17 protein-coding genes, 2 tRNA genes, 1 pseudogene and 1 riboswitch are annotated in these 24,915 nt (G+C 72.3%); of the genes and pseudogenes, 12 read left to right on the top strand and 8 right to left on the bottom strand.

Annotated features, from left to right (window positions below; translation table 11 throughout):
• The 3 genes and pseudogenes from ACIP94_RS32825 to ACIP94_RS32815 all read left to right on the top strand — a co-directional run.
• A pseudogene (locus ACIP94_RS32825) lies at window positions 1-348 on the top strand (RNA helicase); the annotation flags it as partial.
• A 181-nt stretch (window positions 349-529) separates the two neighbouring features.
• A complete protein-coding gene (locus ACIP94_RS32820; protein ID WP_402433901.1) occupies window positions 530-2,065 on the top strand; it encodes an amino acid permease in 1,536 nt (511 codons plus the stop codon).
• Window positions 2,066-2,164: 99 nt separating this feature from the next.
• Window positions 2,165-2,237 (top strand) — tRNA-Lys (locus tag ACIP94_RS32815).
• 159 nt (window positions 2,238-2,396) lie between these two features.
• On the opposite strand, the gene ribA is transcribed toward ACIP94_RS32815, so the two are convergent.
• Window positions 2,397-3,131: a GTP cyclohydrolase II gene (gene ribA, locus ACIP94_RS32810; protein WP_402433899.1), complete on the bottom strand. Its 735-nt coding sequence runs from the start codon at window positions 3,129-3,131 to the stop codon at window positions 2,397-2,399.
• 149 nt (window positions 3,132-3,280) lie between these two features.
• The gene (locus tag ACIP94_RS32805) at window positions 3,281-3,796 is read right to left on the bottom strand and encodes a MarR family winged helix-turn-helix transcriptional regulator (RefSeq protein WP_402433896.1); all 516 of its coding nucleotides are present in this window, start codon (window positions 3,794-3,796) and stop codon (window positions 3,281-3,283) included.
• Between the two features lie 174 nt (window positions 3,797-3,970).
• On the opposite strand from ACIP94_RS32805, the gene ACIP94_RS32800 reads away from it, so the two are divergent.
• The 5 genes from ACIP94_RS32800 (at window position 3,971) to ACIP94_RS32780 (ending at window position 9,570) form a co-directional block, all read left to right on the top strand.
• Window positions 3,971-5,119 (top strand): dihydrofolate reductase family protein, encoded by a 1,149-nt coding sequence (locus tag ACIP94_RS32800; protein ID WP_402433894.1) that lies wholly within the window; start codon window positions 3,971-3,973, stop codon window positions 5,117-5,119.
• A gap of 264 nt (window positions 5,120-5,383) precedes the next feature.
• Window positions 5,384-5,457, top strand: a tRNA-Met gene (locus ACIP94_RS32795).
• Window positions 5,458-5,843: 386 nt separating this feature from the next.
• Window positions 5,844-6,974: a PP2C family protein-serine/threonine phosphatase gene (locus tag ACIP94_RS32790; protein ID WP_402433891.1), complete on the top strand. Its 1,131-nt coding sequence runs from the start codon at window positions 5,844-5,846 to the stop codon at window positions 6,972-6,974.
• A gap of 269 nt (window positions 6,975-7,243) precedes the next feature.
• A riboswitch (cyclic di-AMP (ydaO/yuaA leader) is annotated at window positions 7,244-7,400 on the top strand.
• A gap of 11 nt (window positions 7,401-7,411) precedes the next feature.
• Window positions 7,412-8,446 (top strand): M23 family metallopeptidase, encoded by a 1,035-nt coding sequence (locus ACIP94_RS32785; protein WP_402433888.1) that lies wholly within the window; start codon window positions 7,412-7,414, stop codon window positions 8,444-8,446.
• A gap of 179 nt (window positions 8,447-8,625) precedes the next feature.
• Window positions 8,626-9,570 (top strand): aldo/keto reductase, encoded by a 945-nt coding sequence (locus tag ACIP94_RS32780; RefSeq protein ID WP_402433885.1) that lies wholly within the window; start codon window positions 8,626-8,628, stop codon window positions 9,568-9,570.
• 47 nt (window positions 9,571-9,617) lie between these two features.
• Here ACIP94_RS32780 and ACIP94_RS32775 read toward each other — a convergent pair whose 3' ends face one another.
• From ACIP94_RS32775 to ACIP94_RS32760, 4 genes are all read right to left on the bottom strand, one after another.
• Window positions 9,618-10,988: a PrsW family intramembrane metalloprotease gene (locus tag ACIP94_RS32775; protein ID WP_402433882.1), complete on the bottom strand. Its 1,371-nt coding sequence runs from the start codon at window positions 10,986-10,988 to the stop codon at window positions 9,618-9,620.
• A 63-nt stretch (window positions 10,989-11,051) separates the two neighbouring features.
• Entirely contained in the window at window positions 11,052-11,918 is an 867-nt protein-coding gene (gene trmB, locus ACIP94_RS32770; RefSeq protein ID WP_402433879.1) for a tRNA (guanosine(46)-N7)-methyltransferase TrmB, read from the bottom strand.
• 334 nt (window positions 11,919-12,252) lie between these two features.
• On the bottom strand, window positions 12,253-13,470 hold the full coding sequence (gene lhgO, locus ACIP94_RS32765; RefSeq protein WP_402434127.1) for an L-2-hydroxyglutarate oxidase: 1,218 nt from the start codon (window positions 13,468-13,470) through the stop codon (window positions 12,253-12,255).
• Window positions 13,471-13,635: 165 nt separating this feature from the next.
• Window positions 13,636-15,057 carry an MFS transporter gene (locus ACIP94_RS32760; protein WP_402433877.1) on the bottom strand — a complete coding sequence of 474 codons (1,422 nt, stop codon included), beginning with the start codon at window positions 15,055-15,057 and terminating at the stop codon, window positions 13,636-13,638.
• Between the two features lie 673 nt (window positions 15,058-15,730).
• Between ACIP94_RS32760 and ACIP94_RS32755 the strand changes: the two genes are divergently transcribed.
• On the top strand, window positions 15,731-17,815 hold the full coding sequence (locus ACIP94_RS32755; RefSeq protein WP_402433875.1) for an asparagine synthase-related protein: 2,085 nt from the start codon (window positions 15,731-15,733) through the stop codon (window positions 17,813-17,815).
• Window positions 17,816-18,006: 191 nt separating this feature from the next.
• Here the strand turns inward: ACIP94_RS32755 and ACIP94_RS32750 are convergent, their stop codons facing one another.
• Window positions 18,007-18,774: a TetR/AcrR family transcriptional regulator gene (locus ACIP94_RS32750; protein ID WP_402433872.1), complete on the bottom strand. Its 768-nt coding sequence runs from the start codon at window positions 18,772-18,774 to the stop codon at window positions 18,007-18,009.
• Between the two features lie 381 nt (window positions 18,775-19,155).
• On the opposite strand from ACIP94_RS32750, the gene ACIP94_RS32745 reads away from it, so the two are divergent.
• Complete coding sequence (locus ACIP94_RS32745) at window positions 19,156-20,556, top strand: NAD(P)/FAD-dependent oxidoreductase (RefSeq protein WP_402433870.1); 1,401 nt, start codon at window positions 19,156-19,158, stop codon at window positions 20,554-20,556.
• Between the two features lie 207 nt (window positions 20,557-20,763).
• The gene (locus tag ACIP94_RS32740; RefSeq protein ID WP_402433867.1) at window positions 20,764-22,413 is read left to right on the top strand and encodes a SpoIIE family protein phosphatase; all 1,650 of its coding nucleotides are present in this window, start codon (window positions 20,764-20,766) and stop codon (window positions 22,411-22,413) included.
• Window positions 22,414-22,429: 16 nt separating this feature from the next.
• Here the strand turns inward: ACIP94_RS32740 and ACIP94_RS32735 are convergent, their stop codons facing one another.
• On the bottom strand, window positions 22,430-23,692 hold the full coding sequence (locus ACIP94_RS32735; RefSeq protein ID WP_402433864.1) for an MFS transporter: 1,263 nt from the start codon (window positions 23,690-23,692) through the stop codon (window positions 22,430-22,432).
• A gap of 178 nt (window positions 23,693-23,870) precedes the next feature.
• Here ACIP94_RS32735 and ACIP94_RS32730 point away from each other — a divergent pair, with 178 nt between their 5' ends.
• On the top strand, window positions 23,871-24,419 hold the full coding sequence (locus ACIP94_RS32730) for a MarR family winged helix-turn-helix transcriptional regulator (RefSeq protein WP_402433861.1): 549 nt from the start codon (window positions 23,871-23,873) through the stop codon (window positions 24,417-24,419).
• Window positions 24,420-24,915 lie beyond the last annotated feature (496 nt).

Below are 24,915 nucleotides of genomic sequence, written 5' to 3'. Positions count from 1 at the left end.
CGTTCGTTCGAGCGTCGTGACGACCGTGGCGGGTTCCGCCGGGACGGCGACCGTGACCGTCGCCCCTTCGACCGTGACCGCCGTGACGACCGGGGCGGCCGTTCGTTCGAGCGTCGTGACGACCGCGGCGGCTTCCGTCGGGACGGCGACCACCGTTCGTTCGACCGGCGCGACGAGCGCGGCGGACACCGCGGCAGCGACCGTCCGTTCAACCGTGACCGCCAGGGCGACCGCCCCGGCTTCCGCTCCGGCGGACACGACCGCCCGTACGGCCGTCGTGACGACCACCGCGGCACGGGCGGCTTCGGCCGCCGTGACGACAAGCCGCGCTGGAAGCGCAACGGCTGACGCCGGCATCGGCACCTGAGCGCCGCGCCCCCGCCCCGATCCGGGCGGGGGTGCGGCGCTTTCCACGTCCCCGCACCTACGGGGACGCCGAGCGGTTCCCGGACGTTCGTACGGCGATTCTTGGCCACAGCACCCAGCCCGTGCCGCATGTCACGCCTCCGGGCGGGGAAGCGCTGGGTGCATGACAAAAGACGTACGACCGGCCGGGCCGTCCGACGAAGAGCGGCTGGCCCAGCTCGGTTACACACAGGTCCTCGCCCGCCGGATGTCGGCGTTCTCCAACTACGCGGTCTCCTTCACGATCATCTCGGTTCTCTCCGGCTGTCTGACGCTCTACCTGTTCGGGATGAACACCGGCGGGCCCGCCGTGATCACCTGGGGCTGGGTGGCCGTAGGCCTGATGACGATGTTCGTCGGGCTGTCGATGGCCGAGATCTGCTCGGCGTACCCGACCTCCGCGGGCCTGTACTTCTGGGCCCACCGGCTGGCGCCGCGGCGCTCGGCCGCGGCCTGGGCCTGGTTCACGGGCTGGTTCAACGTGCTGGGCCAGGTGGCGGTGACCGCGGGCGTCGACTTCGGTGCCGCGTCCTTCCTGGGCGCCTATCTCGATCTCCAGTTCGGCTTCGAGGTCACGCCCGGCCGCACCGTCCTGCTCTTCGCGGCGATCCTGGTGCTGCACGGCCTGCTGAACACCTTCGGTGTCCGTATCGTCGCGCTCCTCAACAGCGTCAGCGTGTGGTGGCATGTGCTGGGGGTCGGGGTGATCGTCGGCGCACTGGCGTTCGTACCGGACCGCCACCGGTCGGCGTCCTTCGTGTTCACCCGGTTCGTGAACCACACGGGCTGGAGCAGCGGCGTCTACGTCGTCCTGCTGGGCCTGCTGATGGCCCAGTACACCTTCACCGGCTACGACGCCTCCGCCCATATGACGGAGGAGACGCACAACGCGTCCACGGCCGGCCCGAAGGGCATCGTCCGCTCCATCTGGACGTCCTGGGTGGCGGGCTTCGTCCTGCTCCTGGGCTTCACCTTCGCCATCCAGTCCTACGACGGCGAGCGGACGTCCCCGACCGGCGCGCCGCCCGCCCAGATCCTGCTGGACGCCCTCGGCGCGACCGCCGGCAAGCTGCTGCTGCTCGTGGTGATCGGCGCGCAGCTGTTCTGCGGGATGGCGTCGGTGACGGCCAACAGCCGCATGATCTACGCCTTTTCACGCGACGGCGCGCTGCCCTTCTCGCGGGTGTGGCACACGGTCAGCCCGCGCACGCGCACCCCGGTGGCGGCGGTGTGGCTGGCGGCGCTCGGCGCACTCGTCCTGGGGCTGCCGTATCTGATCAACGTCACGGCGTACGCGGCGGTCACCTCGATCGCGGTGATCGGCCTCTACATCGCCTACGTCATCCCGACCCTGCTGCGGGTGCGCAGGGGCGACTCCTTCGAGCGCGGGCCCTGGCACCTGGGCCGCTGGTCGCAGGCGATCGGGGTGGTGTCGGTGGTGTGGGTCGGGATCATCACGGTGCTCTTCATGCTCCCGCAGGTCTCCCCGGTCACCTGGGGGACCTTCAACTACGCCCCGGTCGCCGTCCTCGTCGTCCTCGGCTTCGCCGCGTCCTGGTGGCTGGCCTCGGCCCGGCACTGGTTCCTCAACCCCCAGCATGAGCGCACCCTCGCCCGCGAGGCCGCGCGCGCGGCCTGCCCCGAACCGGTCGATCCGTAGCCCTTCCGGCACCCGCACGGCCCACTTCCGGCCCGGCTCCCCGATACCCGATCTACGAGACGCTCTCGTCCGGCTATGCTCGTGGAGGCAACATCGCCTGGGCCCTTAGCTCAATTGGCAGAGCAGTGGACTTTTAATCCATTGGTTGTGGGTTCGAGTCCCACAGGGCCTACGGGCGCGGGAGAGGGTTCACCCCCTCCGACCTGCCACCCGGCGCCCGGGCCGGCTTCGGCCGGCTCGGGCGCCGCCTCGATTTCCGGCCGGAGGCCGTCTCCGGGACCGACCGGGATGCCCGCAAGGGCCGCGGCGGGACTCGTCCGAGGCCGCGGGGTCAGCCCGCCGTCAGTTCCGTGAGGGGCAGGGTGTGCTGGGTGTGGACGACCTTCGCACGCAGATAGCGGACGTTCTGTGCCGTGGTGAAGACGCCCGTGGGGACGTGGTGGGTGACCGTGAGGCCCTGGCCGCGCAGTTGGGCGGCCTTGTCGGGGTTGTTGGACAGCAGGTCCAGGGTGTCGATGCCGAGGGCGCGGAGCATCTGCGCGGCGGCCGTGTAGTCGCGGCCGTCCTCCGGCAGGCCGAGCGCGGCGTTCGCCTCGTAGGTGTCGAGGCCCTGGTCCTGGAGCGCGTAGGCGTCGAGCTTGTTGTAGAGGCCGATGCCACGGCCCTCCTGACGGAGGTACAGCAGGACGCCGCCCCGGTCGGCGATGCGCTCCACCGCCTCACGCAGCTGGGGCCCGCAGTCGCAGCGGGCCGAACCGAAGACGTCGCCGGTCAGGCACTCGGAGTGCAGCCGGACGAGCGGGGGGCGGCCGCCGGTGGGCTCGCCCAGGGTCACGGCCACGTGTTCCCCGCCGTCGGCGAGGCCGTGGAAGGTGACCAGCCCGGCGGTGACCGTGTAGCCGTCGCCGAAGCGGAGCGGGACGGTCACGCGGGTGCGGACCGTGGCGGCGGGGACATCGGTGGTCGTGGGGAGATCGGTGGGGAGACGGGTCGGTTCGCTGCTGTCACTGGAGGCGGTGGCGTCGCTGTCACCGGATGCGGTGGCGTCGTCACGTGAGTCGCGCATGTCTGTCGTCCTTCTCCGGGCCGGCGGTTGCGGGTGCGGAGGATGCGCCCCATGCTTCAGATTTGAAGCACAACCTCGGTCGGAGACTCTAACGCGTACTCTCTTTAAGTTTCAAGCAATTTTTCCGCGGCAGGCCGGGTGAGTCCGGGTCACTCCGCCGTTCCGGACGAACGTCGGCGCCACGGCAGCCCGTCGCACGCGGGCCGCTCCTCATCGCCCTGGAGCGCGTCCGTGATCTGGTTGCAGATGGCTTCCAGCTGGGCCACCTGCTCGGGCGTGAGGTGGTCGAAGAGGGCGGCGCGGACCGTCTCGACATGGCCCGGCGCCGCGCGTTCCAGCAGCGCCATGCCCTCGTCCGTGAGGACCGCGGTACTGCCGCGCCGGTCGGTGGGGCAGCCCTCACGGCGGACCGTGCCGTCCTTCTCCAGGCGGGTGACGACGTAGGTCAGCCGACTGCGCGTGATCTTCAGCGTCTCCGCGAGGTCGGTCATCCGCATCCGGTGGTCGGGCGCGCCGGAGAGGTTGGCGAGGACGGAGTAGTACAGATGCGGCATGCCGGCCTCCTGCTGGAGCTGCCGGTCGATCACATCCTCCAGGAGCCATGACGCGGCGAGGTACGAACGCCAGGCGCGCAGTTCCTCGGGGGTGAGCCAGCGGGTCGTCATGCCGCCAGTGTAGTTATTGTTCAAAAGTTGAAACAAGATCACGGGGTTCCGCCGGATCTGGACCTCCGGACCCGCCCCGGCGCATCCTGACCACGCGGTCAGGGACCCGACCAGGGCCCCCCGGCCTTCGACGCCCGCTCCGCCCTCTCCCCCTCGACCCTGGAGTGCACCCCCATGGCCCAGCCCTATGTCCTGTTGTCCGCCGCCGTCTCCCTCGACGGCTTCCTGGACGACACCGGCCCCGAGCGGCTCCTGCTGTCCGGACCGGAGGACTTCGACCGGGTCGACGAGGTGCGGGCGGGCAGCGATGCGATCCTCGTCGGCGCGGGCACGCTACGCACCGACAACCCGCGGCTGCTGGTCTACTCCGAGGAGCGGCGCGAAGCCCGGGTCTCCGCCGGGCTGCCGGAGTACCCGCTGAAGGTCGCGGTCAGCGCGTCCGGTGACCTCGATCCGGACGCCCCTTTCTGGCACACGGGGGGCGCGAAGGCCCTCTACACCACGGACAAGGGCGCGGAGCGGCTGCGCGGGCTGCTGCCGGCGGACGTGGACGTGGTCGCGCTCGGCCCCGATGTGGAGTGGCGCGCCGTGCTCACTCATCTGGGTGAGGTCAAGGGCGTACGCCGGCTGATGGTCGAGGGCGGGGGACAGGTGCACACCCGGCTGTTGCAGCAGGGGCTCGCGGACGAGGTGCAGCTCGTGCTCGCTCCCCTGGTCGTGGGACAGCCCGACGCGCCGCGGATGTTCGGGCCGGGGGCGTACCCGCCGGGACGCATGCGGCTGCTGGAGGCGCGGTCGGTCGGGGACGTCGTGCTGATGCGCTACGCGCCCACGGCACCCGGCACCGGCCGGTCGGCCTCCGCCGCCGACCGGCGGTGGCTGGAGACGGCGTGTGAGCTGGCGGCGCAGTGCCCGCCCTCCCGCACGGCCTTCAGTGTGGGAGCGGTGATCGTCGCCGCCGACGGCACGGAGCTCGCCCGGGGGTACTCCCGGGAGGGCGGGGACCCGCTGGTGCACGCGGAGGAGGCGGCGCTGGCGAAGCTGGACACGGCCGATCCGCGCCTTGCCACCGCGACGGTCTACAGCAGCCTGGAGCCGTGCGCCCGCCGTGCGTCCCGGCCCGCGCCGTGCGCCCGGCTGATCCTCGACGCCGGGGTGCGGCGGGTGGTCACGGCCTGGCGTGAACCGGACACGTTCGTGGCGGCGGCGGACGGAAACGCGCTGCTGACGGCGGAGGGAGCGGATGTGGTGATGCTGCCCGAGTACGAGGAACGGGCGAAGGCCCCGAACGCCCATCTGCTGCCGTCGCCCGAAGGCCGCTGAGGCTGTTCGCCCCGCCTGCCGGCCGGTGAGGGCTGTCCGCTCCGCCCGGATGCCGCTGACGGCTGTTCGCCCGCCACCCGCCGTCTGACGGCTGCCCGCCACCCGCCACCCGCCGTCTGACGGCTGCCCGCCGCCCGAAGCCGCTGACGGCTGCTGCCCACCCCCGCGCGAAAACCGCTGACAGCCGGAAAACGCCGGTAAAGCGCCGTGGACGTAAACCTGTGTGCTTCGTGTCGCGCGCATGGCGTACACTGGTATCACCGACGCGGGGTGGAGCAGCTCGGTAGCTCGCTGGGCTCATAACCCAGAGGTCGCAGGTTCAAATCCTGTCCCCGCTACTGATGGCCGAGGGCCGGAATCCGAAAGGGTTCCGGCCCTCGGCTTTTTCCGTGTTCTTCACCCGCTCCCCCTCTTCCCGCCAGGGGGCCCGACCCATGCCCGTCCACAGGGTGTGTACGCCGGTCGGCCCACAGCGGTCGCCCCCCGCCCGTCCTGCGGGAAGCCTGGACGGGTGGTGCAGCAAGGAGGCGCGTGGCGGATCGAGGCGCCGTGCGACGAGCAGGTCAGCGGGCCAGAGCCCGGAACTTCGTACGAGGGGGCCGGCGTCCCGTACGACCGGACCATCGGCGGCCCGGCGGCCACCCCTCTTCCGGAGGACGGCGGCCGGCCCCCGGAACGACCTCACGAACGATCCGAGGGGATTCGGCCCCCGGAGCCGGGCCCGGTGGAGAGCCGGCGGAGTTCGTACGCGCGGGCCTTCCTGCGGGCCCTGCCCGCGCTGCTCATCGGTCTCGGCGTCTGCTGCGGCCGGCTGACCCCGTCCGTCTTCCCCGGCGTGCCGCTCTTCACCGCCGCCCCGCTCGTCGCCGCGCCCCTGCACTCGCTGCGCGGCACCGTCGGCACCGGCGCCGCGGCCCTCGCCGCCGTCCTGGCCGTGCACCTGGGACTCGGCGCACCAGGGTCCTCCGGCGCGGCCTCGGAGGCGGTCACCACCGCCGCTGCCGCCGTTCCGGCCGTCCTGATCAATGTGCTCGTACGCCGCAACGACGCACGCCTCGCCTCCGCCCGCCGGATCGCCGAGGCCGCGCAGCGCGCCGTACTGCCCGAGCCCCCCGCGCGGATCGGGGGGCTCCGGATCGCCGCCCGGTACGAGGCGGCGCAGGCCGACGCCTACATCGGCGGTGACCTGTACGCGGTTCAGGACTCCCCGCACGGTGTACGGCTCGTGGTCGGGGACGTACGGGGCAAGGGCACGGGTGCCGTGGCCGCCGTCGCGGTCGTGATCGGCGCCTTCCGGGAGGCCGCCGAGCAGGAGGCGACGCTGGAGGCCGTCGCCCGGCGCCTGGAGCGGGCGCTGTCCCGCGAGGGCATCCGCCGGGACGGCCCCGACGCCCACGAGGAGTTCACCACCGCGGTCCTCGCGGAGATCCCGCACGAGGACGGGGAGGACCCGCGGGGGGACGCGGGGATTTCGCACAAGCGAGGAGTCGTCCGGATCGTCAACCGGGGCCACCCGGCCCCCCTGCTCCTGCTCCCCGACGGCACCCTGCGCGAGCTGGAGGCCCGCGAGCCGGCGCTGCCGCTCGGCATGGGCGACCTCGCCGTGCGGCCCGACCGCGCGGAGGAGTGGGGCTTCCCGTCCGGTTCGACGCTGCTCTTCTTCACGGACGGCGTCTCGGAGGCCCGGAACGCGCGCGGCGAGTTCTACGACCCGGCCGGCCGCCTCGCCGGACGGTTCCCCGCCACTCCCGGTGCCGTGCTGGCCGCCGTCACGGAGGACGTCGCCCGCCACACCGGCGGCCAGGCCACGGACGACATGGCGCTGCTGGCCGTGCGCCGGTCCGAGCACTCCTGAACCCGGCGGGGAGCCAAGGGCCGCCGAACGCCCGGACGTTGTCACGGGGCGTGAGTGAGTGGTGCCCCTCCGCATAACAACTGACACACCGTCACAACAGGTGGGACGGGTGAGGTGCGGTCAACTCGCCCGATTTTCACCGTTCCTGTCGCGAAAGTCCTGGCCAGGCGGCGCTAAGGATCTGTCCGAACGGCTTGGAATCCGAGCCCCGCGTCTATTAACGTTCGATAACGCAGCGCGGTCGTCCCAGCCGTCACCCGAGGCGGCTCCGTGCGCGTGTGCCGAATCTCGCAAGGGAACCGGGGAACCACCATCTTGGGGTGAATCGGGCGGATGCCGCCGTGTCGCAACGGCCGGTATACGCGCGTAGGAGACCTTCCCCTCCGAACCCGTCAGCTAACCCGGTAGGCGAAACGGAAGGAAAGGAGTGCGCCCACGTGGCGTCCAACCGGCCTGCCGAGAGCACCTCGTTCGCCCCGACCGGCACGCAGACCATCGGTTTTGCGTCCCGCCCCGACGAGGGCCCCTGGGAGGAGTGGAATCCCACGGAGGATTCCGTCCGCCCCGTCCGCGGTCGGCACCGCGTCAGCAAGCAGCGCGGCGGCGGACTCGCCCGCAGCTCCACGGTTCTGGGCGTCGGCGTGATGGCCGCGGTCGGCGCGGGCGGCATGGCCACCGCGCAGACCGGCAAGCCCCCGGTGTCCATATCCCTCCCCGACCTCTCCTCCGTCACCGACTCGGCCAAGGCGCTCATCGGCGTGGACACCGGCGCCCCCAAGGGCTCCGCCACCGCCCTGAGCACCGCCGGTGTCAGCACCGCCGACGCCGCCGCGGGCAGCAAGGACGCGGGCGAGGCGCTGCGCGCCCGGATCATGCAGCAGGCCGAGTCCCAGCAGGACCGGATCGCCGCGACGGCCGCTCGGGCCGCCGAGGACGCGGCCGCGAAGAAGGCCGCCGCAGCGGCGGCCAAGGCTCAGGACGCCGCTCGTGCCAAGGCCGCCGCCGACAAGAAGGCCGCGGAGGCGGAGGCCAAGAAGAAGGCCGAGGCCGCTCGGCTGGCGGAACTGGCCAAGCAGTTCACGCTGCCCACCTCCTCCTACACCCTGACCTCGCGCTTCGGTGACGCCGGCGCCATGTGGTCCTCCGGCTACCACACCGGCCTCGACTTCGCCGCCCCCACGGGCACGCTCATCAAGGCCATCCACAGCGGCACCATCACCCAGGCGGGCTGGGCGGGGTCGTACGGCTATCGCACGGTTCTCACCCTCGACGACGGCACCGAGCTGTGGTTCTGCCACCAGTCGTCGATCAGCGTCACCGTCGGCCAGAGGGTGTCCACGGGCGATGTCATCGGCCGTGTGGGAGCGACCGGCAACGTCACCGGGCCGCATCTGCACCTGGAGGTCCACCCGAACGGCGGCAGCGCGATCGACCCGATGGCGTGGCTGCAGAGCAAGGGCCTCAACCCCTGACATCCGCGCCCTTCTCCCCGGCGTGTATCACCCCTGGACCCCGGCGGTCCTGTCCTGGACCCCGGCGGTCCTGGCGACAACCCCCGACGCCGGGGCTGCCGGTTCGGTGTATGACGCCGTCCGGGTGGAACCGCCCCCGGCCGGAATAAGGGCTTCCGGAGTGAGCGCTGAAGTAGGGCATGACTTCTCTTCGCAAGCTCGGCTTCTCTGACCTCGAGGTCTTCCCCCTCTCCCTCGGCGGCAACGTCTTCGGCTGGACCGCCGACGAGGCGCAGTCCTTCGCCGTGCTCGACGCCTACGCGGCGGCCGGCGGCAACTTCGTCGACACGGCGGACGCCTACTCGGCGTGGGTCCCCGGCAACAAGGGCGGCGAGTCCGAGGCCGTCATCGGCAAGTGGGTCGCGGCGCGCGGCAACCGCTCCGACATGATCATCGCGACCAAGGTCAGCCAGCACCCCGAGTACAAGGGGCTGAGGGCCGCCACCGTCAAGGCCGCGGCCGACGCGTCGCTGCGCCGCCTGGGCACCGACTACATCGACCTCTACTACACGCACTTCGACCAGCCGGAGGTGCCGGTGGAGGAGATCATCGGCGCGCTCGACGACCTGGTGAAGGCGGGCAAGGTGCGTGCCATCGGCGCCTCCAACATCTCCGCCGAGCGCCTCCAGGAATCCCTCGACTTCTCCGACCGCGAGAACCTGGCCCGGTACACGGCGCTCCAGCCGCACTACAACCTGGTCTCACGCGACACCTACGAGGGTCCGCTCCAGGACGTCGCGGCCCGCGCGGGCCTGGCGGCCGTTCCCTACTACGCCCTCGCCGCCGGCTTCCTGACCGGCAAGTACCGGCCGGGCACCACCGTGGACTCGGCGCGGGCGCAGGGTGCGGGCAAGTACCTGGAAACCGAGCGAGGCCGACGCGTGCTCGAGGCCCTCGAGGAGGTCGCGCAGGCACGCGGCGCACAGATCCCGACGGTGGCCCTGGCCTGGCTCGCGGCCCAGCCGACGGTCGCGGCCCCGATCGCCTCCGCCCGCACGGTGGAACAGCTGCCCGCGCTGCTGGCTGTGGCGGACCTGACCCTGACGGAGGAGGACCTGGCCAGGCTGACGGAGGCCTCGGCGTAAGCGCGCTGTCCGGAGGGCTGTCCCTGCCCGGGGACAGCCCCGCGCCCCTACGGCCGATAGGGGTTGTACGCGGAATACGACGATGTCGTCGGCCCGTATCGCGGCGCCGGGTACCACGGTACGTGTCCGTAGCCGTATCCGTAGCCGTATCCGTAGCCGTATCCATAGCCATGCCCGTGGTCGGACCAGACCGGCGAAGGCATCGGCGCCGTCGTGCGCGCCGCGTGCGCCAGCGCCGGCCGAGCCACCGCACGCCGCGCCCACAGCGCCGAGAGCAGCTCCCTCTCCCGTACGACGAAGTCGGCTCCCGCCCGGCCGCGGCGCCCCCGGTGCCGCAGGAACGCCAGCGACGTCGCGTACGCCTCGTACTCCGCGACCGAGCGCGCCGCCGCCTTCCCGAAGTGCTGCCGCGCGTACTGCCGGGCCAGTCGCCGCGCCCGCATGGAGCCGAGGACGAACGGTTCCGCCGGCGTCAGCCACCCGGTGGCCGCGTAGGCCGGCAGCTCCTCCCGCACCGTCCTCAGCTCGCGCTGCCGCGTCCAGATGACCAGCCAGGTCAGCAGCGCGAACGCGGGCGCCATCAAGGACGCGTACACCGCGAAGAACCCGTACTCGCCGAACGACGAGGATCCGTTCCACATCGAGTGCATGCCCATGGCGAGCAGCAGCCCGCCCAGCGGCATCAGAACGCGGCGGGCCCGGCGGCGCTCCGCCGTCAGCGCCGCGATACCGAAACCGATCCCGGTGAGCACGGTGAACAGCGGATGCGCGAAGGGCGACATCACCACACGGACGAAGAAGGTCGCGGCCGTCACGGACGCGAGACCCCGTCCGCCGCTGAGCTGGTCCGTGCCGAAGGCCGTGCCCAGATAGAGGATGTTCTCGGTGAAGGCGAAGCCGGTCGCGGTGACCCCGGCGATCACCACCCCGTCCACGATCCCGGTGAAGTCCCGTCTGCGGAAGAGGAAGACCAGCAGCACGGCCGCCGCCTTTGCGGACTCCTCGACGATCGGCGCTATGAGGGTCGCGCCGAGGGTGTCGGCGCTGTTCGGGTCGGCGGTCGCGGTGGCTATCCACCGGGTCGCGAAGCTGTTCGCGACGATCGCGATGAGCGCGGCCGCGCACGCCCCCCAGGCGAAGGCGAAGATCATGTTTCGCCAGGGCCCGGGTTCCACCCGGTCCAGCCAGCGGAACGCGGCGACCAGCAGCGGCACCGGCAGCACCGCGAGTCCCAGTCCGACGAGGAATCCCTCGGTGCCCGTCTGCTGCCGCACGAGAGCGAGGATGACGAGGCCGGAGAGCGCCAGGAGCATGGCCGGCGCTCCGTAGCGCACCCACCGGCGCTGCCACCAGTGCGGGTGCCGGCCCTCGCCCGCGTTGCTGTCGGGGCGCGTCGGATACGGGGGACAGGTGGCCACGGAATCGACCCTAACGAGACAGGGGCGCCGCACGCGACGGTGCCCGGAGGGCCCGCGGGGCGCTCAGTCGCCGGCGGAGGACTGGTCCCGGTGCTGTACGCGCCGGAACAGCAGGTCGTTCACGATATGACCCTTGTCCAGCCCCTGGCCCTCGAAACGGGTCAGCGGCCGGAACGCGGGACGGGGCGCGTAACCGCCGTCGGGCTGGGTGTTCTCGAACGCGGGGTGCGCGGTGAGCACCTCGAGCATCTGCTCGGCGTACGGCTCCCAGTCCGTCGCGCAGTGCACCAGCGCACCCGGCTTGAGGCGGGCGGCGGCGAGCGTGAGGAACTCGGGCTGGATCAGCCGCCGCTTGTGGTGACGCTTCTTGGGCCAGGGGTCGGGGAAGTAGACGCGCAGCCCGTCGAGCGAGTCGGGCGGGAGCATCTCGCGGAGCAGGATGATCGCGTCGCCGTTCGCGACCCGGATGTTGGTCAGGTGGTTCCGCTCGGCGAGACCCAGCAGATTGCCCTGGCCTGGGGTGTGCACGTCGACGGCGAGGATGTTGGTGCCCGGGTCCTCGGTGGCCATACGGGCGGTGGCCTCGCCCATGCCGAAGCCGATCTCCAGCACCACGGGGTGCGTGTTCCCGAACAGCTCGCCCGGATCCACGGTCCGCTGCCCGTCGATGTCCAGGCCCCACTGGGGCCACAGCCGCTTCAGGGCGTCCGCCTGCCCGGCCGTCACCCGGCTGCGCCGCGGCTGGAAGCTCCGGATCCGCCGCTCGAAGTGCGACCCGGCGGGATCGGCCTTCGGCCCCCCGGGAAACCGGGGCTCCCCCTTGGCCCGGCTGCGGTCCGGCGAGGCCCCGACGGTACGCGGCGGCCGACCACCGGGGGCGGCCTCGGGGGCTTCGGGGTCTTCGGGGGCGAAATTGAGAGAGTCAGACACAGTGGCATCAATTTTAAGGGGGAGGACGATGGCGGGCGGTCCGGCCTGAGGGGGGCGGGCGCGGGCGGTTCAGGCGGTCGGTCCGGTGCGGTGGGGGGCGAGGTCTGCCTGTGTAGAGGGACGGCGGCCTGCCTGGCCCGATGGGGGAGGGCGCGGAGGCGGCAGGTCTGGTCTGATCAGGGGCGGCGGGCCGCGGTGGTGGGTCCGACCCGATCGGGGCGATGGCGGGCGGGTCCGGCCCGGGCGGCGGGGCGTCGGCTCGTGGGCTGCTCGTTCAGGAGCGGATCCGCTCGTTCAGGGAGAAGGCGACGGCAGGCTGTCGTGCCCGGTGGCCTCAATCCCGGTCCAGCACCGCCAGGACCCGGCGCGCGACCTCCCGTCCGATCGGCAGTGAGGCGGTGGCCGCGGGGGACGGTGCGTTCAGCACATGCACCGCCCGTGCCCCCTCCCGGATCAGAAAGTCGTCCACCAGCGTCCCGTCCCGCAGCACGGCCTGCGCCCGCACCCCCGCCGGGGCCCGGACCAGGTCGTCCGCCCGGACCGCCGGCAGCAGCCTGCGCACCGTCCGGGCGAACGCCCCCTTCGACACCGACCGCCGCAGCTCGCCCGCCCCGTACCGCCAGTGCCGCCGGGCTATCCGCCACGACCCGGGCCACGCCACCGTCGTGCCCAGCTCCCGTGGCCGTACGACTCCCCAGCCGTATCCCTCGCGGGCCAGCGCCGGTACGGCGTTCGGTCCGATGTGGACCTCTCCGTCGATGCCCCGTGTCAGATGCACCCCGAGGAACGGGAACGCCGGGTCCGGCACCGGGTACACCAGTCCCCGCACCAGCTCGGGCCGGGCCAGCGTGTAGTACTCGCCCCGGAACGGCACGATCCGCATGCCCGGCTCGTCCCCGGTCAGCCGGGCCACCTCGTCACAGTGCAGTCCCGCGCAGTTGACCAGCACGCGCGCGCGGAGGACCGTCCCGTCGGCCGTGCGCACCGCGACGCCCAGCGCCGGGCGCCGGTCGATCCGTACGACCTGGGCCCCGTACCGGATCTCCGCGCCGGATCCCTCCCCCAGCCGGCGGGCGACCGCCACGAAGTCGCAGATCCCGGTCGTGCCCACGTGGATGGCCGCGAGTCCGCGCACCTCCGGCTCGTACTCCGTGATCTGGGCCGGGCCCAGTTCCCTGACCGGTATGCCGTTCTCCCGGCCCCGCTGGACGAGTGCGTGCAGCCGCGGCAGCTCCTCGCGCTCCGTGGCGACGATCAGCTTGCCCGTGACGGAGTGCGCGATGCCGTACTCCGCGCAGAACTTGACCATCTCGGCGGCGCCCTCGACCGCGTACCGCGCCTTGAGGGAGCCGGGGCGGTAGTAGATCCCGCTGTGGATGACCCCGCTGTTGCGCCCCGTCTGATGGCGGGCCGGTCCGCCCTCCTTCTCCAGCACCGTCACCCGTGTGCCCGGGGCGGCACGCGTGATCGCATACGCCGTCGACAGGCCGACGATGCCGCCGCCGATCACCAGCACATCGCAGTCGTACGCGATCTTCCGCACCTGCTTCACCTCCCGGTTTCGATAGTGCACTGCGCCACTGACAATGCCCTCAAACCCGGGAGGAACCGAAGACCATGCAGGTCACACGGCCGCGTCGGTCCCCGAAAGGGGCGCGCCGGGACATCTGCGGCCCCACCGCATGCGCGGTGGCCGGTCGCCGACGGCCTCGGCCCCCTATGCCGGCGCCATCAGCAGCGGCCGTGCCCGCTCCCGCAGCTCCGCCACGCGCGGTTCGTCCCCGTACGGTTCCAGCCGGTGCAGCAGGTCCCGCACATACTCGGTGGTGCGCGCCGACGATATGCGCCCGGCGACCTCCACCGCCCGCACGCCCTGCTCACAGGCCGCGTCCAGGTTGCCCGACTCCAGCTCGGCGACCGCCGACACGACCAGCCGCAGCCCGTGCGAGCGCACGAACTCCTCGGTGGGCCGGGACAGGGCCTGCTCGGTGAAGCGGCGCACCTGGCGCGGGGCCTTGAGGTCGCGGTAGCACTCGGCGGCGTCGGCCGCGAAGCGGTCGTAGGAGTAGAAGCCGAGCCAGGTGGGGTCGTTGTCGCCGTCGCGGGCGCGCTCCAGCCACCCCTCGGCGGCCTTCAGGGACGCGCCGGCCGCCTGGGCGTCACCCGCGCGCGCGTGCGCCCGTGCCTCGACCAGACGGAAGAAGCTCATGGTGCGCGCCGTGGCCAGGCCGCGATTGCGCTCCAGGGCCGCCTGGGCGAGGTCGACGCCCTCGTCGCCGAAGCCGCGGTAGGTCGCCTGGAGCGACATGGAGGCCAGGACGTACCCCCCGAGGGGCACATCGGCGGCCGCGCGCGCGAGGCGCAGCGCCTGGATGTAGTAGCGCTGGGCGGCCTCCTGCTGTCCCGTGTCGAAGGCCATCCACCCGGCCAGCCGCGTCAGTTCGGCGCTCGCCCCGAACAGCGCGCGGCCCACTTCGTCCGAGTAGGACCCGAGCAGCAGCGGCGCCGCCTCCACCCGCAGACACTCGGGCACCATCGACGAACGCCAGTCGCCGCCTCCGTACTTGGAGTCCCAGCGCCTGGCGTCCTCCGCGGCCTCCCGGAGCTTCTGGACGTCGCTGTGGCCGACCTTCAGCGGTGCTCCCGACCCGTCGCCGGAGCCCGGGTCGCGGGCCACCGAGCTGTCGGCCGGGGTTATCAGCCAGCGGGAAGCAGGGGTCGCGTAGGCGCTCACTGCGAAAGATCCGGCCAGCGACTGCCAGATGCCGCCGCCGGCCCGGCGCCCGGCGAGGTCGAGGCGGTACAGCTCCGTCGCCGACTTCACCGCCTGGCCTACGTCCCGGGGGAAGGCGAGGCCCACTTCCGGTGCGGGATCCGCGTCCGCCAGACCGATCTCGTGGAGCGGTACGGGGCGGCCGAGCTTCTGGCCGATGGCCGCGGCGATGAGGTGCGGCGCGGCGCCCTGCGGCACCATGCCCTTCGACACCCAGCGCGCCACCGAGGTCTTGTCGTAGCGAAGAGTCAACCCGCGCTGGGCGCCAAGGTCGTTGACGCGCCGGGCGAGTCCTGCGTTGCTGATTCCCGCGAGGGCGAGAACGGCGCCGAGCTTTTCGTTCGGCCCGCGTTGCTCCCTGGACATGCGCCACCCCTCGACACAGACGGCTGCCGCGGCATGGCATAACCGCGCGGCATTCGTAAACCCAGCGTAGTTCGCCGCATCCCAAGCGTTAAGGGGCTTAAATCCGGATGGCGGGATTGTGGTCCGTACCTCAGTACGGAGTGTTGCGGTGTGCTCCTGGTGTGTGGCCGTGCGCCTGTCCGTGCGCTCTTCTCCGGCCGGCCTGCGGAACGGTTCCATGGGCTGTGCGTGGGTCGGCCCGCTGTACTGGATCCAGTGGGCTGGGGGACACCGCCGCCTCCATCCCCGCGGGCGGCGGACCGGTCCGGGAGGCGAACTCCGCCTCCCGGACTGTGCGTTGTGCCGGGCCTGTACGGAGCGTGCGCAAGCCTGCGCGTCTGTGGCCGATTTGGCCGAAAACCGACGGTGGTTCTCGCGGGTGATCAGGCCCCCGACCATGACACTTGAGGGCGCGAACGGGGTTTTCGGGGAGCGTGCCGGGGGCGCATTCGCGTCGCTGATTCCCGGCGATGTTCCTGCTCGGAAAGGGAGTTCACCGGCTTGTCACCGGGGGTCCAAGGGCGCATTCAGGGGCGCGCAAGACGCGGCGCACGCCCTCCGGCGCGCATTCTTCGTGGCAGCATGGGAGCCGTTCGTACGGTGCACTGGTTGTCCACAGCCTGTGGAGGCGTCGATGCGGTGGTTGGTGGGATGGAGCAGCACCGCCGCGGGAGCCGCCGGGCCGGGATCGGCCGGAGCCACCGGATACGACGGTGAGACCCTGCACCCGGTGGGTGCCCAACTCCTGTGGGGCGACCCCGATCCGCTGTGGGCCGTCGGTGACTGGCGCCCCGACGAGGTCCGCGTCGTGAAGGCGGACGCCCAGACCCGGATCGCGGTCCTCGGCACCTGCGGAGCCTCCGACGAGGAACTGCGCATCGGGCTGTTCGCCGCCCGGGGAGGGGCACTTCGCCATCTGACCGCCTGGTCCGGCAGCTACACCGCCGTCGTCCAGGTCGGGCGCAGGATCACGGTGTGCGGTGATCTCGCGGGCGTGCGGCCCGTCTTCCACACCCCCTGGGCCGGCGGCACCGCGTACGCGACCGCCGCGCTGCCCCTCGCCGACCTCATCGAGGCCAACCTGGACTTCGGGTACCTGGCGGCCCTCCTCGCCGCCCCCGATGTACCGGCCGCGCTCCACGACTCGACCCCCTACGACGGCGTGCGGCGCATTCCGCCGGGTCACGCGCTCATCCTGCGCGCGGGGGCCCGTGAGATCGCCGGCTACGACCCGATGGCCTCCCTGGCGGTCGCCGCGCCCCCGGCGGACCCGGCCGACGCCGTGGACGCGGTGCGCGACGCCCTCGTCGACGCCGTCCGTGCCCGGCTGTCGGCGCCACGCCATGTGCCGGGCGCCGAAATCGACCCCGGCCCCGTCCCCGGAATGGGACCGGCCGAACGCCGCGCCGCACGCGGGGTACCCGTCCCCGGGATCGGCGCCGACCTCTCCGGAGGACCGGCCTCCGGCACGCTGGCCCTGCTCGCGGCCGGCCTTCCCGGTATGCCCGGCACGATCCTCGGGCACGGCACCGGAGCCGGTGAACGCCTGCTGGCCGTCACCTTCAACGACCTCGCCGTGCGCGGCCGCGAGGCCGAACTGGAGCGGGCCGGCACCCTGGCGGCCAATCCCCGGCTGCACCATGTGGTGGTCACCGGCGGTGAGGAGGCCCTCCCCTACGCCGAACTGGAGGGCCCGCTGACGGATGAGCCGGGCCCCTCCCTGGTGACGGCGGCCCGGCACCGCGCGCGACTGGCCTCGGGCAGCGCGGACCACTTCACGGGCTACGGCGCCCGCCAGGTCCTCGACGCGCATCCGGCCCGTCTCGCGGATCTGCTGATGGACCGCAGACGGCGCCATCTCGTGCGCCCGGTGGCCGCCTTGGCGAAGGCGGACGGCTCCGTGATGGTCCCCGCGCGCGTGTACGCCGCGGCGCGAAAACTGGCCCGTACGCCGTACCGGACCGGCGTCGACTGGCTGGGCGACCGCCTGATGCAGCGGCGCTTCGAGGAACCCGGGGGCGCGGTGGGGGCGTCGCTCGCCGCCCTCACCTGGGCCAGACCGGGGCCGGCGGCGCGGTGGCTGACCGGTGAGGCCCTCGCTGAAGTATCGGTTCGCCTGCAGGGAGCCGCGGGCCGGGCGGTAGTCGGGCCCGGGCAGCGCCCGGGCGACCACCGCGCGCGTACCGCGCTGGCGCGCCACGCGGCGGACGTGCGGGTGCTGGAACAGGCGGCCGAGATCCGCTCCCAGCGGCTGCACTCGCCGTTCCTGGACAATCAGGTCGTCCGCGCCTGCCGTGCGCTGCCGGAGGCGCTGCGGGTCCAGCCGGGAGCGCGGGCGGCGATCCTGCGCACGGTCCTGGAGGGCGCGGGCGTCGGCGGACTGCCGCCCGGCTGGGGCGCTCCCTCGCACGCGACCTCGGCGGCCGCCGCCCGTGCCGGGCTAGGGGTGGCCGTGCACTCCCTGATGGCCCTGTTCGACACGCCCCTGCTGGCGGAGGCGGGCCTGGTGGAGGCCCGGGTCGTCCGCAAGGCCGTGCGCGCGGCGGTGGACGGCGCGCCCCTCCCGCTGGACGGCCTCGCGGACCTGGTCTCCCTGGAACTGTGGCTGCGTCGTCTGCTCGCCCGCCGGGGCACCTGCTGGACGGGCACCCCCGCCCGGGCACGCGCGGTACCGGCCGGCATCTCGACGCGGGGGCGGGCGCTCGGCGCGGGAAGGTGACCGCCGCACGCCGACGGCCCACGCCACCCTCACCACCACCGTGTCCGAGGCATCAGCGCCGGACTCCGGGGACCTCACGCTCCGGGGAGCCCGGGCGCGGGCGCAACGCCGTCCCCCGCTCGCACAGCGGAGCGGGGAACAGCGGTCGTGCCGCAGACGAGAGGTCCCCGACGGTCAGGACCCCGGCTGTCTCACACCGGGCGGGACCGCAGGCCCTCCAGGAGGATGTCGAGCAGCCGGGACGACGCCGCCGCCTGCTGCGTCGCGTCCGGCAGCGAGGGGGCCGCCGTGGCGATCACCAGCAGGACGTCCGAGACGGTGACGTCCGGCCGCAGCTCACCCGCCGCGCGGGCCCGGTCCACGAGTTGCCCGACGACTGCCAGCAGTGTCGCCGTGCCCCCGTCGTCCGGCTCCGGCGCGGACCGCTGCCCGACGAGCCGCAGCTCGGCCGTCGGCAGGGACCGCTGCTGCGGCAGCAGTGCCTCGTCCACGCGCGCCGTGCCGGCGTCCTCGGTCCCCTCCTCCACGACCCCGACCCGCAGCACCTGCGGCGGCAGCAGCCGCCCGGCGCCCGACGCCACCGACGTCCGCAGGAAGCGAGACAGCGCCGACCACGGCTCGTCCTCCTGGCCGAGCGCCGCCCTGGCCTGCTCGGTCAGCCGGGAGGTCTCCTCCTCGGCTATCCGGCGCACCAGGACGTCCTTGCTCGGGAAGCGCCGGTACACCGTGCCGACGCCGACCCGCGCGCGCCGCGCCACGTCCTCCATCGGCGCGCCGTAGCCCAGCTCGCCGAACACCTCGCGTGCCGCCCGCAGTACGTGTTCCAGGTTGCGCTGTGCGTCCACCCGCAGCGGCGTCGAGCGCGCACTGTCCTCGCGTCCGTTGCCCGCCGCCGCGCCCACCGGGCCCGCCGGTGCGACGGCGGACGCGGATGACCAATGAGAGTCCTGAATGTGCATACGTGTTCCCCCGGTAATGACGTCTCCCCCCGGAGACTCTCCCCGCCATTGGAAGCCGGAGCGTACGGAACGAGCGTCGTACGTGACCGGGCCCGCCCGTCGCGAGCCCGTCGAGCGCGTTCCCCTTACACCCCGTCGGCATACGAACATAGTTGAGCGGGAGTCAATTCAGAAGGGGCAGGTTCCGCACGGAGCGCCCCCCGATCGGGGTACGGGTCGGATACGTCCCGATTACGCCCCCGGGTTCCACCCGGCTCACACCCGTTGACCTGCGGCCTTTCCCCGCACTCCGGTAATTCGGCCAACCCTGCCGGGTACCGCCGTCCGGTCACACAATGTGCCGAGCCTGTGGACAAACGCGCGCATCCGATGCGTCATGGGATGGTGACGGCTGCATTCCATCGGGCAACGCCCCCCGAAACCCGGAAGTGTGTGCGCATCCTCATCGTCGGCGGCGGCTACGTCGGCCTGTACACGGCCCTGCGCCTGCAACGGAATCTGAAGGCGGAACTCGCCAGGGGCGAGACGGAGGTCGTGGTGGTCTCGCCCGATCCCTACATGACGTACCAGCCGTTCCTGCCCGAGGCGGCCGCCGGCGCCATCTCGCCCCGCCATGTGGTCGTCCCGCTGCGCCGGGTCCTGGAAGGCTGCCACGTGGTCATCGGCGAGGTCACCTCCATCGACCACGCCAAACGGACCGCCACCGTCGCCACGCTCGCCACCGAGGAGAGCGGGCAGAGCGAACAGATCTCCTACGACGAACTCGTCCTCGCCCCGGGCTCCGTCTCGCGCACCCTCCCGATCCCCGGCCTCGCCGACCACGGCATCGGCTTCAAGACCCTCGAAGAGGCCATCGGCCTGCGCAACCACGTCATCGAACAGATGGACATCGCCTCCTCCACCCGGGACCCGGCGATCCGTGACGCGGCCCTCACCTTCGTCTTCGTCGGCGGCGGATTCGCCGGCGTGGAGGCGCTCGGCGAGCTGGAGGACATGGCCCGCTACGCCACGCGCTACTACCACAACGTGGAGCCCGCGGACATGAAGTGGATCCTCGTGGAGGCATCCGACCGCATCCTCCCGGAGGTCGGCGCGGAGATGGGCCGGTACACGGTCACCGAGCTGCGCCGCCGCAACATCGACGTACGCCTCGAAACCCGCCTCGAGTCGTGCGTCGGGCGGGTCGCCGTCCTCTCCGACGGCGCACGCTTCCCGACCCGTACGCTCGTGTGGACCGCCGGGGTGAAGCCCCACCCGGTCCTCGCGGCCACGGACCTGCCGCTGAACGGCCGCGGGCGCCTGAAGTGCACCCCCGAGCTGAGCGTGGACGGCGTCACGCACGCGTGGGGCGCGGGGGACGCGGCCGCCGTCCCGGACGTCACCGCCGAGGAGCCGGGCAGGGAGACAGCCCCCAACGCCCAGCACGCGCTGCGCCAGGCCAGGGTCCTCGGCGACAACATCGTGCGCGCGCTGCGCGACCAACCCCTGGAGACGTACGCCCACAAGTACGTCGGCTCGGTCGCCTCCCTGGGGCTGCACAAGGGGGTCGCGCATGTCTACGGGCGCAAGCTGAAGGGCTACCCCGCCTGGTTCATGCACCGCACCTACCACCTGAGCCGGGTGCCCACGTTCAACCGCAAGGCCCGGGTGCTGGCCGAGTGGACCCTGGCGGGACTCTTCAAGAGGGAGATCGTCTCGCTCGGTTCACTCGAACATCCCCGTGCGGAGTTCGAACTCGCGGCCGGTGGAAAGCCTTCAAGGGGCCCGAAGGGGTCGTCCTGACCGAATCCAGGAACTCCGCCGGAAGGACCGACGTCTGACGGATGTCGGCCCGGTCCGACAGACTGGTCCCCGACCGCGGGCGGGCCGATCCTCGCCCCGACGAACCCACCAGGCTTTTCCCCACTGCGCCGCCACCCGGGGGCAGGCCCCCGGGCCCTGACCGGATCCGGAGCCGGCCGGCTACGACAACGACGAGGCAAGGAATCGGTGAACTTCACGCGCTGGAGCGCCCGGCTCCCCGGAACGCAGCGCCGCGCCGCAGCGCGGACCGAGCACACGGTCTCCCCGGACCGGCGGGGCGAAGGCTCCGTGCCCGCGGCCCGCGTCGAGCGGCTCACCGAGGACGCGCCGGGCACACCCGTCGTCGACGAGCTGCCGGTGCGCGAGGTCCTCGACCACATCCCGGCCCTCGTCGCCCTGGTGCACGGCCCGGAGCACCGTGTGGCGTATGTCAACGGCGCCTATGCGGCGGTCTTCGGCCCCCGGTCGCCGGGCGAACCCGCGCGCGAGGCACTCCCCGAGCTGGAGGAACTCGGCCTCCTCCCGCTCCTGGACCAGGTGCTGCGCAGCTCCAGGCCGCGCACGGTCAAGTCCCGCAAGGCGCCCGGCGGCCGTTCCTACACGTTCACGTGTACGCCGGTCGACGTACCCGGCGAGACCTCCCGGGGCGTGCTGGTGTTCGCCGCCGACGTCACCGACCACGCCGAGGCCGCCGAGCGGCTGCGCGCCAGCGAACGCGAGCAGCGGCGCACGGCGGTGACCCTTCAGCGCTCCCTGCTGCCCCAGGAGCTGGAGCAGCCCGACGATCTGCGCATCGCCGCCACCTACCAGCCCGGCGGCACGGAGGCCGCGGTCGGCGGCGACTGGTACGACGTCATCACCCTGGGCGGCGGCCGCACGGCCCTCGTGATCGGCGATGTGATGGGCAGGGGCGTCAGGGCCGCCGCGGTGATGGGCCAGCTCCGTACGGCCGTCCGCGCCTACGCCCGGCTCGACCTGCCGCCGCACGAGGTGCTCCAGCTCCTCGACGGCCTCGCCATGGAGATCGACGCCAACCAGATCGCGACATGCGTCTACGCCGTCCACGATCCGAACGAGGGCCGACTGGTGTACGCCTCGGCCGGCCACCTCCCGATCCTGGTCCGCGACGAGAGCGGCAATGTCCTGCGCGCCGACGAACCGACCGGTCCGCCGCTCGGCACCGGCGGCTGGATGCACGCGTCGGGCTCGGTTCCGCTGGGACCCGGTTCCACCGCCGTTCTCTACACCGACGGCCTGGTCGAACGCCGGGACGCCGACCTGGACGAGGGCATCGCAGCCCTGGAGAGCGCGCTCGCCGGCGCGACGGGCACGCCCCAGGTGATCTGCGACCGTCTGCTGCGCTCGGCGGGCGTCACCGCGGGGCACGACGACGACGTCGCGGTGCTCGTCCTCCAGCACCCCGCGCGTACGGGCCCGGGCGGCGAGCTCTTCCGCAACGCCGCCCTGGAGCTGCTCGGCGGGGTGGAGGCGGCACCCCGCGCGCGTGCCTTCGCCTCCGGGGTCCTGACGAGCTGGCGGTTCCCGACGGATCTGCACGACCTCGGGGTCCTGGCGGCGAGCGAGCTGGTCGCGAACTCGCTTCAGCACGGCATGCCGCCGATGAGGCTGCGCCTCAGACGCACGGACCGCCGGCTGATCATCGAGGTGACCGACGGGGACGACCATCTGCCCCGCCGCCGTCGGGCGGAACCGGCGGACGAGGCGGGGCGGGGGATCGCGATCGTGGCGACGATCGCGTCCAACTGGGGGTCGCGCCGGACGCCCGGGGGCGGAAAGGCGGTGTGGTGCGAGTTCGCCCTGCCGTGCCGGCAGTGAGTGGCGGGGCGTCGGGTCAGGCGCGCGCCGACGCGGGCTGCGCCGCCGGGCCTCCCTGCGCCACCACCAGGCTCCGCGCGTACGCCGGCTGGTTCTGAGCGGGGGTGAGCCGGCGCCCGAGCCGGATCGCCAGAACCGTGATGCCCAGCGAGAACAGCAGGAACGTGACGATGTACGGCGCGGGCAGCGCCGCGGCCAGCGGGCCGCCCACCGCCGGGCCGACCGCGAGGGCCAGCTGCTTCACCAGGGCGAAGGCCGAGTTGTACTGACCTGCCATCCCCGTGGGCGCGAGATCGGCCACCAGCGGCGCGAGCGTCGGCGACAGCATGGCCTCGCCGAGACCGAACAGCGCGTACGTCGAGACGAACGCGGCGGCCGCCATGGCCTGGCTGCCGTGCCCGAGCCCGGCGTACCCGGCGATGGCCCATGCGATGGCCCAGATGAGGCCCACCGCCGCGATGACCCGCGACCGCTTGCGCCGCTCCACGAACTTCAGCACCGCGAACTGCGCGACCACGATCACCGCCGTGTTCGCGGCCAGCGCCGTACCCAGCGTGGACGTCGAGATCCCGGCGGCCTCGACGCCGTACGCGCTCAGGCCCGACTCGAACTGGCCGTAGCAGGCGAAGAACAGCACGAAGCCCAGCACGCTCAGCTGCACCATGGCCCGGTTGCGCAGCAGTTGCCTCCAGCTGGCCCGGCCGCTCCGCGGAGCCCCGTCCTCGATCGCCGGCGCGTGCGGCACCCGTACCGTCGACATGAGGACGACGAGCAGCAGGAAGATCGCGGCCTCGATCGCGAACAGCAGGGTGAAGGACGCGGCGCGGGAGGCGTCGACGAGATGGCCGCCGATCAGGCCGCCGACACCGAGTCCCAGGTTCTGCAGGAAGAACTGCAGGGCGAAGGCGCGCGACCGGGTCTCCGTCGTCGAGCAGTCCACGATCATGGTGGCCAGCGCCGGCTGCATCACGGCCTGTCCGGCACCGAGCACCGCCGCCGACAGCAGCACGCTCGCCGCGTTCGTCGCGAGCCCCAGGCTGAGCGATCCGAGGGCGGCGGCGGCCAGGGCGGCGAGCAGTACCGGAAGGGGGCCGCGCCGGACGATGGCCCGTCCGGCGAACGGCAGCACCACGAGCGCGGCCACGGCGAAGACGGCGAGCACGAGACCCGCCGTCGTGGCACCGAGATCCCGCACCTGCGCCACATAGACGTACAGATACGGGACGGTGAAGCCGAGGCCGAACGCGCTGAGTGCGTTGCCCACATGAATCCGGCGCATCGCTGCGCCCTTTGCCCTGGTCACGTTCACCTGCCTTAGGAAGAGGGCCGCCAGGGAGGAGACCGAAGGTCTTACCCCTGAAGCGGTTAACCCTGAAGACTTAGAAGCTAAAGTTCGAAGCTAAACAGTACACCTCGAAGGACTTCAATGCCAAGCCACCGCGTGCGATACTGCGGAGATGGGCGACACCCCCGGCGTCAGCGAGCCGACCCTCGACGAACAGATCGCCGCCTACCAGCGCGAGTTCCAGGACCTGGACCCCCAGGTCGAGAAGATCGTCTCGGCGCTGTCCCGTCTGAACCGCAGGATGAACGTCGCCTACGGCCGCCAGACCGCCGGCCTCGGCATCAGCAACGCCGAGTGGGAGGTCCTCAAGGCCCTCGTCCTCTCGGGGGCCCCCTATCGCATGGGCCCGAGCGACCTGGCCAAGCGGCTCGGCCTGACGCCGGCCGCGATGACCCACCGCATCGACCGCATGGTGAGCGAGGGTCTGGTCACCCGGGAACGGGACGAGGCCAACCGCGTCCGGGTGATCGTCGAGCTGACCGCCGAGGGCCGCGAGAAGTGGCTGGAGGCGATGCGCCTGGCTTCGGGATTCGAGGAGGACCTGCTCCAAGACCTGTCGTCCGAGGAGCGCCAGGTCCTGGGGGAGGCGCTGACCCGCCTGCTGCGCCGCGTGGAGCACGCCCAGCCCGACGCGGGTGGCCGCCTGAGCGATCTGGACTGATGCCCGCAAGGTTTGCCGGCATGTCTCCCTGGGGAGGCTTGACAGTCCACAGCTCGATCCGTAAAGTTCTTCGGGTTGCCACGGAGCCTTAACGGTTCTGCGACAGCACCTCCGCCGCAGCAGCGGCACAACCCACTCAGCACGATCTCCCAGCCGGGTCGAATTCGGCGTGCCCGAATTCAATTCGATTTGGGTACGGCGATCCGATCCCCCGCGATTGGGAATCGCCGGAGAGATCCGCTAGAGTTGGACACGTCGGAACGGCCCAAGGGCCGGGAGGACGCCCCCGGTTGACTGGGGATCAGGACCCGAAGGGATCGAAAGAGCCCGGAAGGATCTGATAAAGTCGGCACCGCCGGAAGGCCGAAAGGCCGGAAAGCACCGAGGAAATCGGATCGAGAAAAGATCTGATAGAGTCGGAAACACCGAAGGGAAGCGCCCGGAGGAAAGCCTGAGAGAGTCTCTCGGGTGAGTACGAAGGAAGCGTCCGTTCCTT

The sequence above is a fragment of the Streptomyces sp. NPDC093261 genome (assembly GCF_044753645.1).
Lineage (GTDB): Bacteria > Actinomycetota > Actinomycetes > Streptomycetales > Streptomycetaceae > Streptomyces.
Note: the sequence above shows the minus strand (reverse complement) of the source record. Positions and strands in the feature narration are given on the sequence as shown.